Genomic DNA, 14,888 nt, shown 5'->3' with positions numbered 1-14,888 from the left:
ACTGAAACGCAAACGCCCGGCATCTCTGCCGGGCGTTTTCATTCTGAAACCGTTTTAACGTGCCACCGTTTACCGTTTACCGTTTACCGTTTACCGCACAAGGTTTTAAACTTATTCTTGAACCAAACCAAGGTATTATCACCCACGGCATAAATCGTATAAAACTTATTATCTTTTAGCGGTGTTGATGACGAACTGCAAACCGTTTGCAACATATCGCCATAGTTATCCCCCCACCCCAAATCGACATTATTGAGCCCCATAGAATAGAGGGTGCGCCTCGAGATCCAGCCATAAGATGGGGTATACATCAAATCAATAATCGCCTGATGGTTGACAATAGTTTGGGTGATAGGTGCAGTACCGGGGTAGTTATTGATAAAAATCTTTCCGTGGTTATTGGCATTGACTGCCATCAAGTCATAGATCAACCACGAAAAAATACGGTCCTCATAGATGTGCTGATTTTTTACCGCATTCGCATATTGGAAACTCACCGCAGTAAAATAAAATACCGGAACCAGACTTAACAACATCCATTTAGGTTTTAGCTTTCTCAAAACTACAACGAGAGAATAGCCATGCAGAAATAGTGTTGCAGAAACCCCAGATAACACCCGAACATCCGTCATCCCTTCCCTAAGCAAAAACAATGGCCCAAGAAAAGCAAGGAAGATCACTATCGGCGACAACACCATCAGCAGTAAAGATAACAGCGTACTCACACTCCATTGTTTATCTTGCAGAAAGTTATAAACATTCAGGAAAAACGCATAAACAACACACAAAGAAGTAACATAAAGAATGATTTTCAATTCACGGGTAATAGCAGACTTAATATAATGAATTAAAATCTTAGTATGTTTAATAAGATAATCAGCCAACTCTGGCAAGGGGACCATGGCATCACGACCACCACTCATCCCCAGCATTTTATTGATAATAACAAAATATAAAATATAAGCCGATAATAACACCACACCTGCCCATAGTGTCTCTTGTAATGGTGAACGGCTATTTTTATTAAAACCAATTAATAGGTTAACACCATATAAGCCAATAAAAATATTGGTACACGGCTGGTACAGCGTCAACGCTAAAAAAAGATAGGCCATGGGGATAAGATAACTTTTAACACCTCTATCTCGTGGATAAAAATAAGCCAGTATCGAGATGGCAAGTGCAGCAATCATCGGGAGACTGTCATACTTGTAGGAGATATTTTGTAAAAAGAATGGACTAATCAGCAACAAAATATAGGGGCAAAGAGAACCGATGGTTAAAATAGTTTCATTTCTCTTTGCTACCGTCCAGAGGACCCAAGAGATAAACAGAATCCCCAACAACAGAGTAAAAGGTGCGGTATCGGTAAGCTCAAAAATATTAAACGAAAATAACCGCATCAGCAGGTCAGCAGTGGGGCGCCCGAGCGTATACCACCCTGCGGCTGGGTTTAGCACCCTTTCAAAGTCATCACGATAATAGACATCTGCCAAAATAATCGGGAAAGCATAGAGCATGCAGCAAGTTAAAACAAAGACAAAGGCATTCCTTGCAGAAATTTGCTTATTCATTAGATGGCTCATTTTTTCCCCTTTAAGCTCTTGACGATAAAACGTGGTCTATGTTTGGTCTCAACATAGATGCGGCCAATATACTCCCCGAGAACCCCAATCCCGATAAGCTGGATCCCGCCCAAAAACAACACAATAGAGATCAAAGAGGGATAACCTGCCACCGGGTTATCATTAACAATTTTATCAATAACCATATAGAGAGCATAAAAAAACGACAACGAAGCGATGCTCATACCGATATAGGTCCAAAAACGCAAAGGGATGGTGCTAAACGAGGTGATTCCTTCTAAAGCGAGGTTCCATAGCTTCCAGAAACCAAACTTGCTAGTACCACTAACACGTTCAGCTCTGGCATAAGTGACCACTTCTGTTTTAAACCCGACCCAACTGAGCAAACCTTTCATAAAAAGATTGCGTTCATTGAGCATCATGACTGCATCAACCACCTGGCGGCTCATCAGGCGGAAATCCCCCACATTCTCCTCAATCTCCGGGTTGGAAACGATATTATGTATCCGGTAAAACCAGGCGGCGCTGAGCCGTTTCAATCGACTGTCTGATTGGCGGTCGGTCCGTTTTGCCAGCACCACATCTGCACCATTCTGCCAAGATTCGATTAATTTAGGGATAATATCGATAGGATCCTGCAAATCGACATCAATAGGGATAACGGCATCGCCAGTGGAGTACTTCAATCCGGCATACAAGGCTGGTTCTTTGCCAAAATTGCGTGAAAGATCGACCAGCAATACCAGCGGATCGGTCTTAATTAACTCATTAACGACGACTTCTGTCTTGTCTTGGCTACCGTCATTGACAAACACGATCTCAATATCAAACGGCGATAACTCCGGCTGATTACGTACAGCCTGATAGAAGATGGGAATTGCCTTTTCCTCATTAAAAACAGGCACTACAAGCGATATTATCATTGGGGTTTTGTCCTGAAAACGATATATTTCGAGTAAATGAAACCGAACACTAAACTTATTGCGGAGAAAATAGTCATCGTTAGTATCGGATTTATCTTCTGATTATCAGCTAAAGCGCCCACCAACCAACTCATGGCCCCCATAAAAGCCACATACAGTACATAGCGCTTCAACGACACGTAACTTTTAAACGTGAATCGTGCATTGACAAAAAATGAGAAAGTGACCGCAATAGCAAACGCCACCAAGTTACTAATAGCTTGTTTTTGCAGTAATTCATAGTAAAGATACAGGAAGACCATCCAATGTATCAACGTGTTTAAAATACCAACAACACCATATTTGGTGAATAACTTCCACATGCCTAAACTCATTATAATTTTGCTATGTGTTAATTATAATAGTGAACTCAGGGTGTGCCTTTATGTCCTCCGACCCACCGCCAAAAATGTGATCCAGATCACTGGATTTCTATTATTTTATGGTTGTTGATAAATGGAAATAAAAAATACTATTCAGATAATTGCTTGGCACCTTGTTGTGCCTCATTTTGTCGGCCACTATAGTGCGGAAAATTACCTTTACAGCCTCATTTTGGTGCAATACCCATCGACTCTGGTTTCTGCCCCCTCTCCCCCAAAGATTGCCTCCCTCACTGCCTTTAGCGATATTTCAAATGCCTCTCGCATTACAATTGACCGGTAAATCAAATTATTTGGTATAGCGTGCATCTGAAATAACCGTACTTTGACTTGCAATTGTCACAATAGTGCCCAAAGAAGCATGATTCCTGTTATGACAATACTTATTTTTGAAGATCAGACTATTTTAGTGTGACAATATCTGCAAATTTTCTTAGGATAGGAGCAGAGAATAGGTCATAGCAGGTATGCCGGAATGCCGAATAGCGCCAAGCACAAAATTAATCGATTTTGTCCTCATGATCGGTTAATTCCCGTTGTCTATAAGCTATCTACTTTGTGCCTGCTGACGACTCTCGCACTTCCTATGGCACATGCAGCGGGCAAGACCAGTGAAAAACCGCTCGTCAACGTGTTTACTACCCCCTGGTCACGCCTGTTCTCAGGCAGTGAAGCTTCATTTTCTACTGCACTCACCTACAGTGTTCCCTTAGAAAGATCAGACATCACGCTTCCTACCGGCAGAGAAACTTCTGAAACCCGGGAGATGCTGAATCATCGCGCTCTGTTCAGCATGCAATATTCACCCTTAAGTAACTTTTTTGCTAACACCACGGTGAATGTCCCATTGCAGGAAGTGAATAAATACGCTACCCGTTTTTCTTACAGTTTTGGCTATGATGACTGGCGTCCTAATACCTTTAGCTTTATATACAGCAACTATGCGGAAGATAACCATTTTTTCCCACAAAAAGGCTCGCAAATTACTGAGTTTGAGACTGGGTCATTTACTTCTGCCTATAAATTCGAGCTACCTGAAGGCATTGAAAAACATCTGTTGATTAATAAAGATGACAACATAGGGTGTCAGGTTGGTTATACCTACTCCTATCGCTATTATGACAGCGTCAGTGATGCCACCAAGCGCCATAAAAACGTTTTATTGGCAAGTTGCGGTTATACCCTTAAAGGTCACTATTTTTTGCGGCTTTCTAGTTTCTATTACCCGGATAAAAACCAACAACAGCCTTGGAACTCTGACTACACCTATAGCTTTGGTTATAATTCCGGTTATAAACCTGGTGCTATCTCGATACGTTATGATAACTACAGTGGTACACGTTACCCTTGGAAAAGTAATCCAACCGCCAATTTCAGATCGGGAACAGTGAGTATTAGCTGGACACTTCCCTGGTAAGCAACTTGAATAACCCGGCAACCTACCCCGTCGTCATTCAAGTTGCTGGGAAAACGATCACTTCACCTTTGCTGATTGCGCCTTGATATTACTGAAAGAGAATTGGTTTTTCCCCAACACGTTCCCTGCTTTATCACGTAATTCTGCCTCAACCACCATGGTTTGCTGATCCCGAGGGCGCACCTTCAGCTCAATCACTTTCTGGCCACTATCTGCCGCCAGATCAACCCGCTCTGCCCCTTGACTAATAACATGACCTGCCTGCTGTACACGCCAATGCAGCGTCGCATCAGGATAAGTTTGCCAACGATCATTAATCGCCCACAAACCAATCTGCCCCCATTTCCCTACTATCCAGTTCTGCGTTATCGGTTGAATGGAAGGTAGCACTGGCTGATAGGCACGTTGCAGTGCGTAATATCCCCGCTTGGGTTGCCGCAGATAATCGACGACAGCCCAGTTTATCGAGGGCCAGGTTTCAGAAAACATGAACTGAAACAGCATGTTCACTGGCTGATAACGTTGCCTGCGGTAACTCTCTGCCGCCAGTTGGATCAGGTCTGCCTGATATTTTTGTGTATTGGCAATCAGCTCTTCAATATCTTTGCCCATTGGCACTTTAGCCATGGCAAATGTATTTTTGGGCTGGAAATTATGGTAACGCCAGATATCCCAGCCAGGCGCCTTATCATTGGTGGTACCAGGCCATAACTTATCTGCTGGAATAATGGTACGTAGCGTCTCTATATTAGGCAGGGCTTGCGCGCCAAACTCAGTCACATATCGACTACGAGTTGGCTTGAGATAATCCTGCATCTTACCGGAGTACCACCCTAACCATGGGTGCTCATTAACCGAAGACCAAGCATGCGCGATCCGCCCATCGTCTTGGCTCAAGACCTGGGCAACCTGATCAGTCAGCGTTTTATTCAGTGTGGGTGTCCACCCCTTACGTGATTTCATCCATGGAGAATCGAACGGCGGCTCATTCTGCCCAGACCAGACGATGATGGAAGGGTGGTTACCCCATTGCCGTAACAGGTCGTTAGCTTGACGCTTCGCCTCATCAACAATGGACGGACTGTCGTCATAAGCCCACTGTAGCGGGAAATCCTGCCACAATAGTATGCCCATACGATCCGCCTGCTCATACAACGCCTGACCCGCAATATGTGCATGTATACGTACCGTATTGATATTCGCCTCACGCATCAGTTGCAGGTCACGATGGTATTTTTCACCATCCATGCTCCCCAGCCAGACAGAACCAATGTAGTTAGTACCACGAACAAACATCCGCTTATCATTGATTAACAAACTGTTATTCAGGTTATCCTGGCTGATTTTACGTAACCCGGTCTTAATGGTTTGCTGGTCAAGCAAGCCATCACTATCTTTTAGTGAGACTCGGAGTTGATAACGATTCTGCTCACCATAACCCGCAGGCCACCAAAGCGTTGGGTTTGGCACCCTCTGGCTGAATGACAGTTGTTGTGTCTTGTCAGGGGAACGTTTAAGGGCAACCGGATAGCTAAAGCGATAAGAACGCCCAGTAAAATTATCAGGGGTCAGTTCAATAACGAGCTCCGCATGACGCGCAGCATTGGCCCGGTAATCAATCTCAACCTTGACTTGGGGCTGGGTAAGCCCGTCCTGCCAATCCACAGAGGTCAGCAAATTGTCGATGGCAGCCCCACGACTGACATGTACCATTACGGATTGCCATATCCCCCCAGAATTAGCTTCTTGTCCACGCTCCGACCAAGCCCCTCCGGGGCGAGTATCATGGTGAGCAAGTACCCCCTTGATCAGCGTTTTGTGCATATACCAATGGGGACCAGGCTTTTCAATTGGGCTGTCAACTTTAACCAATAGCTGGTTATCAGCCCCAACAGTTGGCGTGATATCGAAGGCAAATCGCTGGAAATAACCTTTATGTTGCCCAAGCGGTTGTTGATTGAGCGTGATATCAGCAGAATAATCAACGCCATTGAATATCAGCGTTGCCATTTGATCCGAGGTGAGCGTTGGCAACAAAAAGTTCGTCTGGTACCAGACGACACCGTGGCGATCAACGCCCTGTGTGAACCAATTTGCCGGTACCTGCATCGGTTGACATATTTTGTCGTTGAACAACGGCAGTGCATCTGCGCTAGCAGGCGGCGGCAATTTGATACACCAAGTACCATTTAGTGAGATATCGGCCAAGGGTGGCACACTTGAAGGTGCCTGTTGGACACACCCGGCAATCAACAGTAACGGGAACAGCAAGTTAAGACGGTTCATTTCTATACCTCAACAAATATCCCGGCTGGTGATAATCACGGTGTTGAATGCTATCCCCAGCAATGTCATCACATCGTACCCGGCGGTTCGAATGGCAAGCAGGTTTTTGGGCGATTAAAGACTTCCTGACGCATGCGTTCAAAGGCACCAGCAGGGTTGTCACGTACCAACACTCCATAAGCGCTTTTGTACCATAAGGACTCCAATACCAGCGCGTTGGTTGACAACGTCAACGCCTTATTTAATTTACCCGACCGCTCGGAACGCCCCTCAAACCAGCCCCGTTGCGGATCATTATGCCATTGCCCCAGACGCATCAATTGGTCGGTATAGGGGGTATTCCACAATGCCCACATACCGAACAGTGCTTTTGTTGAAAGCTGAGCATACTCAGGCCGGAAATTCCCTTTACTATCCAGCGTATTCCAGGGAAAACCACTGGCAAAAACGGTATCGCTAATGGTCCAAGGGGCTGCATTCAGTGAGAAGTCGGCACGTGCAGTCAATATTCCCTCTTTTTCGGCACGTAATTGCTGCACATTAAGCATGTTTAGTGCCTGGCGGCGCAACGCCTCGCTCTGCGTCTCATTCCCCGGTATCTGCCATTGAAACTCCATCCCAGCCAGGATATAGGGAGTTGAAGTCAGTGCATCACTCACCCCAGTAGTCCGCGGGTCACGCTCATCTATCGCTAAGGGGATGCCATATATCTGAATGTTTTTGTACGGTAAGGCGAGGTTATTGGCGGCAGAAAAACCCCATAATTGGAATCCCAGGGCGGTATATTCACTGTAACCCAAGCGCAAATCATCTTGGGTAGACAGTTTGCCGTTCTGGCGCCTGCCACTCAGCAAGGTACCCTGCGAATCAAACAGTGGGCAAAAGTTCCAGTTCACGACGGTTTTATCGACATAATAAGCATAATCAGGCGATAAATTACGAACCAGGCGCAAAGCAACCAGCAAGCGACCAATATCCTGCGCTGACCACCCTGTTGCCGCAGGTTTTACCGTTGAATCTACCATGGCGGCATCGGTAGTGCGGTAATGGCGGTTGACGATGCCATCCTTCAATGGCAACGCTTGTAGTGTGGCAAGCAAGGTGGTTATCCGCCGGTCATACTCTGCCGGCTCAATTACCCCCAGTTGTTTGGCAGCAAGCACCGCCATCATGCTGTCGCCAATCTGACCTACCGTCGTCAGCGGGTAATTGTCACTCCCATTTACCAGCCCAGTTGTGGGTTGAGTATTGTTCTCTATATAACGCCAGGCGATAGTTGCCCATTGACGCTCTTCCGCCGTCAGCGGCCCTAGCCGCCCCTGCGACTGCCAACCGCCTTGATAAAGATACTGCCATCCTTGCTGGATGCGCACTGGAAACAGTACCAGCGCAACCACCAATACAAACAGCAGCCAAAGGAGTATTTTGCCTGTTATTTTTTGGTACATGATGAAAGCGCCGGTGGAAGTTTAACGGGCAAATCCTCGCTACACTGCGCACACTGGCATGCCGTGCAAGTTGGTGCCTCACGCAATGCCACCCCGGTCCGTTCACACCAACTGCGCGTACCTTTATCCGGTGAAATAAAGGGCCGATTCAAACGTTTATTATCTTCTTCAAAAACGTTCAATAGCCTTTGGTTCCAAATTGACGGCACAAAATCTTTCGCTTGCGAATCTTGTACTCTCAATTTCAGGATGTTGCCTTGTGTTTTGAATAACAGCGCTTCCAACATAATGCCGTTATTATTCGCGGTGAAGGTTTTAATTGGTCCACTTCCGTTTTCGTAAAGTCCTTCATAAAATCCTTTACCTTTCTCACTGGCATTTTCAATCATATTAAACAAATGGTCAGTATAAGAAGACTGCCATAACGCCCACATCCCCAAAGCTGCCTTCAATGAGACCGCAGAGAACTCAGGCACAAACTTGCCTTTATCCGTGATGGTGTTCCAGTCGAAACCATCTGAAAAGATAGTGTCATAAACAAAGTAAGGGGCACGGTCTAGTTGGTGTTCTGTACGGGCGGTCACCATCCCGGTGATCAAATAACGATTTTCCTGCGCTTGGTAAACTCGATCGCCAAAGTCATGTACCCATTCAGGAAGAATGGCAGCCTTTTCCTGCACATCGGTTCTCTTTTCACCCCAACCAAACTCCATGCCTTGCAGGAAAAAAGGTTCCATCACCACATAGTTATGTTGCTCATGTTCACGAGGATCACGCGAATCATAAGGCACCATCACACAATAAATATCTTTCAGCTGATAGGGTTCCGGGCGTGAAGCTTGACAGGTGTTAAACCCCCAAAGTTGGAAACCCCGCGCCGAATACTCCTCATAACCAAGCCGCCCTTCTTGCACATAAATAGTCTTCTTATCACCACCAACGATGGCGCCATACATGGTCCCACAGCCATCTATCGCATTGGTGAAATCCCATCTGAGCACCACATTATCAACACCGTTGGCATATTCAGGATAACGCTCTTTAATGATCCGTAGCCAGATCAGCAGGCGGCCAGCATCCAACGGTGAAAAACCGATCTCGCCTGGCTTATTCATATAGTTCACTTTTTCTGCAGAAATAGTGTTATAGGCTTTATTCGGCATCTCGTTTTGAAATAGCGAGATACTATTGAGCGTCCCCAGCAACTTGATCATCCGTTTGTCGAATTCAGCTTTATCTATAATGCCTAACTCTCGAGCTGCAACCACAGCGGCAATGTAAGAGGCTGTATCCCACATCGTCGTAGAAGGGTAACCGTCCACCGCATTCACCAACCCAGTGGTAGGTTGATAGTTAGTGACGAAATACTCCCAGGCGCGGTTAGCCATGGCTCTTTCACGCTCAGTCAATTCACCTTGACGCACAGGATAATCTTTAGCAGGAAGCTGCTGTTCTGCCAGTGCGCAGAACGAACTCCCCACTAATAAGGTGGTCACTGCCAACATACTCACCACTAAACGACTGAAAAACCTCAGCGGTGACAAATAAAAGGGTAGCAAACGCATGAGTGCTCCTTAATGAGATCCTGAAGATTGTTCCGCAGAGGCGGTTTCTGTATTCTGACAGGCAAAGCAGACCATCTTTCCTTGAGCCGTATACATCAGACTTTCCAGAATGACTGCATTGGTTGTCGCCGTAATTAACTTGCTGGGTTGTTGGCTCTGTGCCTCCACCCCCTCAATCCAACCTCTGCCCGGTACAAACAGCGTTGCTGCTTGCTGCCTGACCTGTTGGGTCCAGGTAGTACTGAATAAGGCATTCCAGCCAAAGGCGGCTTGCGTTGAAAGAGAAAGCGCAACCTTATTACGAGGTAACGCACTATCTTGGGCTGATGGTAACGCCCCGCTATTAGGTTGTTTTTTTCCGACAACAGAAAGAATGTTCGTTAGCCCCATATTAACGTAACTGTGCCTGTCACTACTCTGGTTAATCATCTTCTGAACCTGAATAATGCGCCATGAAATCTCGGCTGACTCGGTATTAAAACCATTTTCCAGGCCACTGAGAATATAAGGTAAGCTATTGATAACAGGATACGGCTTACCCCTTATTGTCGCCTTACCATCATCAGGGATGTCTATGCCATTGACGGTAATAAAATCAAATTGTTGCCGGCTATTCGTCAATACGATCCCAGCCCAAGTATTAATTAATGACAAACCGTTAATGGCATACAGCGAATAACCGTAACCGCTGCGATAATTATTAGGCTTAAAATGGGCTTGCTTATGACGGCTTTTCAGTGAGGCATTATCTTTCACCATATCGAATAAAGCGGCCAGATCCCAATGTTTCACCGTTTGCTGAACTAAGGCATTGTATTGCGGATAACGCCAGATAATCACCTTGAACGCGACCAACAACCGCCCGAGATCCACCAACGAATAGTCAACATCATAAGCGGTCGAAAGCGGTTTTAGGTCTGTTGTGCTGTAGTAGAGATAAGGCACATTACCCTGATGCAAGGGTAATGAACTCAAGGCCATTAATGCCTTCTGCATACGCGCATCAAGTTCTTTATCATCGATAACATTGAGTTGATGAGCAGAGATCAGGGCTAATAGATAGCTCCCACAATCCCACAGGCTGGTATAAGGCAAACCGTCAGCAGAATTAACCAAACCACTCTCTTGAGTATTATTGACAAAGTATTGCCAGGCCACTCTTGCCCAGACCGCTTCCTGATAATCCAACCCGCGCGTTGTGGGTAGCGTGGGGAAGTTCTCACTTAACTGTAGTTGCGGCAATTTCATATTCGCCGGATTGGTATGCTTTTCAACATAAAAAACAATACTAAAGGCCAACATAAAACCAATAATCACCGTAAGATAGCTTCTCGCTTTCAGCAGATCCTGCTTAATTGACATTGGATATCTCCTCCGGCACCGCCATCTCCTCTTCGGATGGCTCTGGTTGCCAAAGTGCCGCACGGATCATCGGGATCATCGCAGCGATATTCAGCGAGCACCAAAAGATATTAATTAAAAAACCAGAGGGATCTTCAATTCTCCCCCAGTAAAGTTGCAATCCCCCCGCTATCAAGGCCAATAAGGTGACGCCAACAATCGCCAGTTGCGGCTTGACCAAACCAAGAAAATTACCTTGTTGCCGCTCTTTCGGTGTCACATGAAACTTGATTTTCTCCCCGCGCAATACGGTATCGATGGCACGCAAGTTCATGGAAAACAGCCCCAGATAAGAGGCTTTACCATCCCAGGCTGAAATTCCCCAGGTGCCAAACATAAAAGCCACCTCCGACAACAGAAAGAAAGGGATAAAATGGAGGTAAAAAGGCGTCGAATAGACCGACAAAGGAGGAATGCCGGTAAAAAGATAGATCATCGGGGCAATCAGGAAAATCGTATTCCAGATACAGGCCATATAAGAGATAAACGTCGAACCATACATCAGTTTCTGCGGCACACTAAGGTTAAGATTGCCACGTTTGAACAGTCGGTCATGGAACAGGATATCCACTGAACCGGCCGCATATTTAAAGCGCTGAATCATCCAGGAAAGCAGGTCTTGTGGTGATAACATCTTCGATTCAACCTCGGGATGCATCACTGAACGCCAACGACGTTCATGATCACCATGCAACATCAACGAGGTATAAATATCTTCGGAAACATGAAACTTATACGGCATCAATTCTGTTTCATTAGCCACCTGTCTCAGCATCGCCCCGCGCAATGAGGTTTTAAATTCTTCATGTTCGATATCGTCAGTGTACTTATCAATTTCAGCTTCAATATCATGATGATATCTTCGCAGCGCTGTCTGCATCACCGCTTCACGACGGTGTATCGATGCCGCACCACAACAAAACGCCGCATTGGCCCAATTACGCCGTCTTAAAATAATGTCGTAGAACATCTGAGGATCATTGGCAAAAGGATCATGCCCAATGGTAATAGGCCCAATACAGGATTCCACCGCCTTACCTAAATAATATCCTCCTTTACCAAACCGCTGTTGTAACTTCTTCGGTAAGGGTTTGCCTGCTGGAATATCGTAGAACCATTGAGGCGTCTGGACCCAAGCCACATCTGGGTCGCGAAAATAACCCAATGTATCGCAGAGAATCGAAGGAAAAACGCGCGTATCCGCATCACAGATAATAATAAAATCACCATCGGTGAGTTCCATGCCATTACGCAAGTTACCAGCTTTAAAGCCGGTGTTTTGGTCTCGCGTAATATAATTGACCCCTTCCTCCTCTGCCACCTGGCGCATTTCTGCTCGCCGCCCATCATCAAGTACATAAATTTTATAGCTAATCGCGTTGGGTACAGTCACCTTATTGGCATCGATGATGGATAATCGGACCAGTTCAACATCCTCGGAATAAGTGGCAATAAACAGATCCACACTAATTGGTCGGTCATCACCATGTTGAGCCGAGGGCTCCAGACACTGATTTATGGTGGCAGGGGGTTGTTGGCGTTTGTAGTCCTGTAACTTCCACAGGTTGATGGTAAAAAAAATGGTGCCAACATAGGCACAGGTTTCAGCAAGTAGCAAAGGAACCGAATACCAGAGGGCGTCATAGTTTAACGACTCCATCCAGCGCCAGCGGATATAATTTGCACCACACACCAGCGCGGTGACCGACAGGATTTGCCAAACACACTCAATCCCCTTGCGGTGACGCAAAGGTGCAGGAGGGGTCCGTTTCTCAAACGCTGAAAAGTAAAATCCCATATAAGCCAATGTCCTATCCCGGGTACGCTCTATCCCCTTCATCTTTCAAGCTACAGCGGTGTTGGCTGCAACTTGAATGAACTTGGGCCCCCGTTGTCACATAAATTTTTCGCATGAACAAAAGGAGTTAGCGCCCCGTTTATTTCAAATAATGAGTATTCACTTGCCCACCGCTCACTGGCGATGTCAAATACTTCAATCACTTAAAAAGTGCTAATCAACGATTAAATATAGTTGAGCCACCTGTGGTTGGCAAACCAGGAAAAAAAATATAAAATCATTTTTAATCAAACAATTAACCTATAATTGATTGAAAAAAAAGCAAAAATCAGCATGTAGTAAACATGCACAATGTGAGCTGCGTCCGGTCATCTAACGGTATGGTTACTCGTTGTGAGCTGCGCCTTTTGGATATCAAACTCAAATAACGCCAACAATGCTCGTGCCCCCTAGGCCCCAGCCAATGTTTAAAGATTCTTTTTAAATAAGTGATAATACTCGTTATACTCTATCTGGCTGGTTTGAATGACATGGCAAAAACATAATGCGTTTGTGAACAACACATCATGCGAGTCTCAATCCTTAATTGGCGAGTTGCCAGAACAAGTGTGAGAATTGCCAAGAGCATCAATAAACCATGTGATGAGTACGGCAGATCTGCCTAAACAGATCTGGATACGGTGATCTCGTTCACGTAATGGACCTAATACTCAGGCGCAGCCCCTGGCGCTTGAATAACGACGAGTATGAACATTTTCTTTAGGAGATGTATGTCATTGTCAGCAGGGTTATCGATTAAAGGGATGTCACTCGCCTATCACGCCTCTCCCCAAGCAGCGGGTAAACGTGATCTGCGGATTGACTTCCTGCGTGGTATTGCCCTGATTATGATGGTCGCTGCACATATCGAGATCACCTCTGTGGTTAACATTTTCACCTGGGAGCGTTTTGGGTTAACCACAGGGGCGGAAGGTTTCGTCATCTTGTCAGGTTTTGTCCTGGGTTTTCTCAAAAAGCAACAGCTGGAAAGAGATCATTTTCTTACGGTTGCCTACTCGATTTTACGTAGAGCAGTCACACTTTATTTTATTAACATCACGATTATTCTCTCGATCCTGGTACTGACCAAAATAGGGGTCAACACCTATGAGACTACCCATTTTGTGGAAAGATTTTCTGGTACAGCATACTCAATGTATCCCACTGACGGTGGTTCATTAGAATCCTGGTTGAATAACATTTTATTTTTGCAAATAGGCCCTCACCAGACACAGATACTGGGACTTTATTTTTATCTATTATTAATCACCCCAGTGATGTTCTATCTCCTTTACCATAAAAAAGCGTTGTTACTGCTGGGTGTATCTTTAACTCTATATATTATTTATCAAAATAACAGGATTATTTTAACCAGTGCACAATTTGAGTTCGCCTTCCCGCTTCTTTCATGGCAATTAATTTATGTGCTTGGCTTATGCTGTGGTTGGTATAAAGATGAACTGATGTCTTTGGCAAAAAATAATTTCGGCGTTTTTGTTATTGGCCTGTTGATAGTCATTTTCTTTATTTTGCTCTTTATTGCACAAAACCGTCTTAACCCCTTTTTACCGAAATCATTTTTCCTTCATATAATTCCTATCAATCAAGTTAACTGGATGTATGATAACTTGGCCGCAAAAAATGCGCTTGGTCCACTGCGGGTACTCAATGACATTGCCTTACTCGTCACCATGTATGTCTTTTTAAGCTATTTCTGGCGGCCGATGAACTATCTATTCAGTTGGTTCCTGGTCCCCTTAGGGCAGAACTCCCTTTATACCTTTATACTGCATGTTTATATCGTGTTAATTGCTAGCTTCTTTGTAAAATTTAATCTGCTTGAATACCACTGGTTGAGAAATACCTTGGTCCATTGTGCTTCATTGCTTTTCCTCTGGTGGTTGGCGAAATCTCAAGTGCTGCGCCGTTTCGTGCCAAATTAATGGCCACGGTTCTATAGTGGGCTATGCTCCTGGGGTTCTATCGCTATTCGAAGAATTTTG

The 14,888-nt window shown here is 45.2% G+C and carries 10 protein-coding genes; 2 read left to right on the top strand and 8 right to left on the bottom strand.

All coding sequences use genetic code 11. The features are described from left to right. Positions 1-83: 83 nt before the first annotated feature. From IO95_RS17690 to IO95_RS17680, 3 genes are read right to left on the bottom strand one after another with little or no spacing between them, the layout of a single operon-like run. A complete protein-coding gene (locus IO95_RS17690) occupies positions 84-1,574 on the bottom strand; it encodes a glucosyltransferase domain-containing protein (protein ID WP_235186788.1) in 1,491 nt (496 codons plus the stop codon). Between the two features lie 8 nt (positions 1,575-1,582). Then, positions 1,583-2,509, bottom strand: a complete 927-nt coding sequence (locus IO95_RS17685) for a glycosyltransferase family 2 protein (protein ID WP_037386388.1) — start codon at positions 2,507-2,509, stop codon at positions 1,583-1,585. Next, on the bottom strand, positions 2,506-2,871 hold the full coding sequence (locus IO95_RS17680; protein WP_037386384.1) for a GtrA family protein: 366 nt from the start codon (positions 2,869-2,871) through the stop codon (positions 2,506-2,508). Before IO95_RS17680 ends, IO95_RS17685 begins: the two co-directional genes overlap by 4 nt. A 646-nt stretch (positions 2,872-3,517) precedes the next feature. Between IO95_RS17680 and IO95_RS17675 the strand changes: the two genes are divergently transcribed. After that, complete coding sequence (locus tag IO95_RS17675; protein ID WP_037386381.1) at positions 3,518-4,348, top strand: hypothetical protein; 831 nt, start codon at positions 3,518-3,520, stop codon at positions 4,346-4,348. Positions 4,349-4,405: 57 nt separating this feature from the next. On the opposite strand, the gene IO95_RS17670 is transcribed toward IO95_RS17675, so the two are convergent. The 5 genes from IO95_RS17670 to IO95_RS17650 all read right to left on the bottom strand — a co-directional run bounded on the left by IO95_RS17670 (position 4,406) and on the right by IO95_RS17650 (position 12,846). After that, the gene (locus IO95_RS17670) at positions 4,406-6,634 is read right to left on the bottom strand and encodes a glycoside hydrolase family 2 (RefSeq protein WP_023489701.1); all 2,229 of its coding nucleotides are present in this window, start codon (positions 6,632-6,634) and stop codon (positions 4,406-4,408) included. 68 nt (positions 6,635-6,702) lie between these two features. Further along, on the bottom strand, positions 6,703-8,082 hold the full coding sequence (locus IO95_RS17665) for a DUF3131 domain-containing protein (protein ID WP_023489700.1): 1,380 nt from the start codon (positions 8,080-8,082) through the stop codon (positions 6,703-6,705). Then, positions 8,067-9,647: a DUF3131 domain-containing protein gene (locus IO95_RS17660; RefSeq protein WP_081878580.1), complete on the bottom strand. Its 1,581-nt coding sequence runs from the start codon at positions 9,645-9,647 to the stop codon at positions 8,067-8,069. The genes IO95_RS17665 and IO95_RS17660 overlap by 16 nt, the downstream gene beginning before the upstream one ends. Positions 9,648-9,656: 9 nt before the next feature. Then, entirely contained in the window at positions 9,657-11,009 is a 1,353-nt protein-coding gene (locus IO95_RS17655; protein WP_023492752.1) for a DUF3131 domain-containing protein, read from the bottom strand. Next, positions 10,999-12,846, bottom strand: coding sequence for a glycosyltransferase (locus IO95_RS17650; protein WP_023492753.1), 1,848 nt, complete (start codon positions 12,844-12,846; stop codon positions 10,999-11,001). Before IO95_RS17650 ends, IO95_RS17655 begins: the two co-directional genes overlap by 11 nt. Positions 12,847-13,616: 770 nt before the next feature. On the opposite strand from IO95_RS17650, the gene opgC reads away from it, so the two are divergent. Further along, positions 13,617-14,828, top strand: a complete 1,212-nt coding sequence (gene opgC, locus IO95_RS17645) for an OpgC domain-containing protein (protein WP_037386378.1) — start codon at positions 13,617-13,619, stop codon at positions 14,826-14,828. The last annotated feature ends 60 nt before the right edge of the window (positions 14,829-14,888 follow it).

This window comes from Serratia sp. DD3 (assembly GCF_000496755.2).
The sequence above is the reverse complement of the archived record's forward strand: the minus strand, read 5'-3'. Positions and strand labels throughout refer to the sequence as shown.

What these genes read in the sequence shown, in the direction of transcription:
- IO95_RS17690 (WP_235186788.1), bottom strand. Translation starts at nt 1,574, where the DNA reads ATGAATAAGCAAATTTCTGCAAGGAATGCCTTTGTCTTTGTTTTAACT.
- IO95_RS17685 (WP_037386388.1), bottom strand. Translation starts at nt 2,509, where the DNA reads ATGATAATATCGCTTGTAGTGCCTGTTTTTAATGAGGAAAAGGCAATT.
- IO95_RS17680 (WP_037386384.1), bottom strand. Translation starts at nt 2,871, where the DNA reads ATGTGGAAGTTATTCACCAAATATGGTGTTGTTGGTATTTTAAACACG.
- IO95_RS17675 (WP_037386381.1), top strand. Translation starts at nt 3,518, where the DNA reads ATGGCACATGCAGCGGGCAAGACCAGTGAAAAACCGCTCGTCAACGTG.
- IO95_RS17670 (WP_023489701.1), bottom strand. Translation starts at nt 6,634, where the DNA reads ATGAACCGTCTTAACTTGCTGTTCCCGTTACTGTTGATTGCCGGGTGT.
- IO95_RS17665 (WP_023489700.1), bottom strand. Translation starts at nt 8,082, where the DNA reads ATGTACCAAAAAATAACAGGCAAAATACTCCTTTGGCTGCTGTTTGTA.
- IO95_RS17660 (WP_081878580.1), bottom strand. Translation starts at nt 9,647, where the DNA reads ATGCGTTTGCTACCCTTTTATTTGTCACCGCTGAGGTTTTTCAGTCGT.
- IO95_RS17655 (WP_023492752.1), bottom strand. Translation starts at nt 11,009, where the DNA reads ATGTCAATTAAGCAGGATCTGCTGAAAGCGAGAAGCTATCTTACGGTG.
- IO95_RS17650 (WP_023492753.1), bottom strand. Translation starts at nt 12,846, where the DNA reads ATGGGATTTTACTTTTCAGCGTTTGAGAAACGGACCCCTCCTGCACCT.
- opgC (WP_037386378.1), top strand. Translation starts at nt 13,617, where the DNA reads ATGTCATTGTCAGCAGGGTTATCGATTAAAGGGATGTCACTCGCCTAT.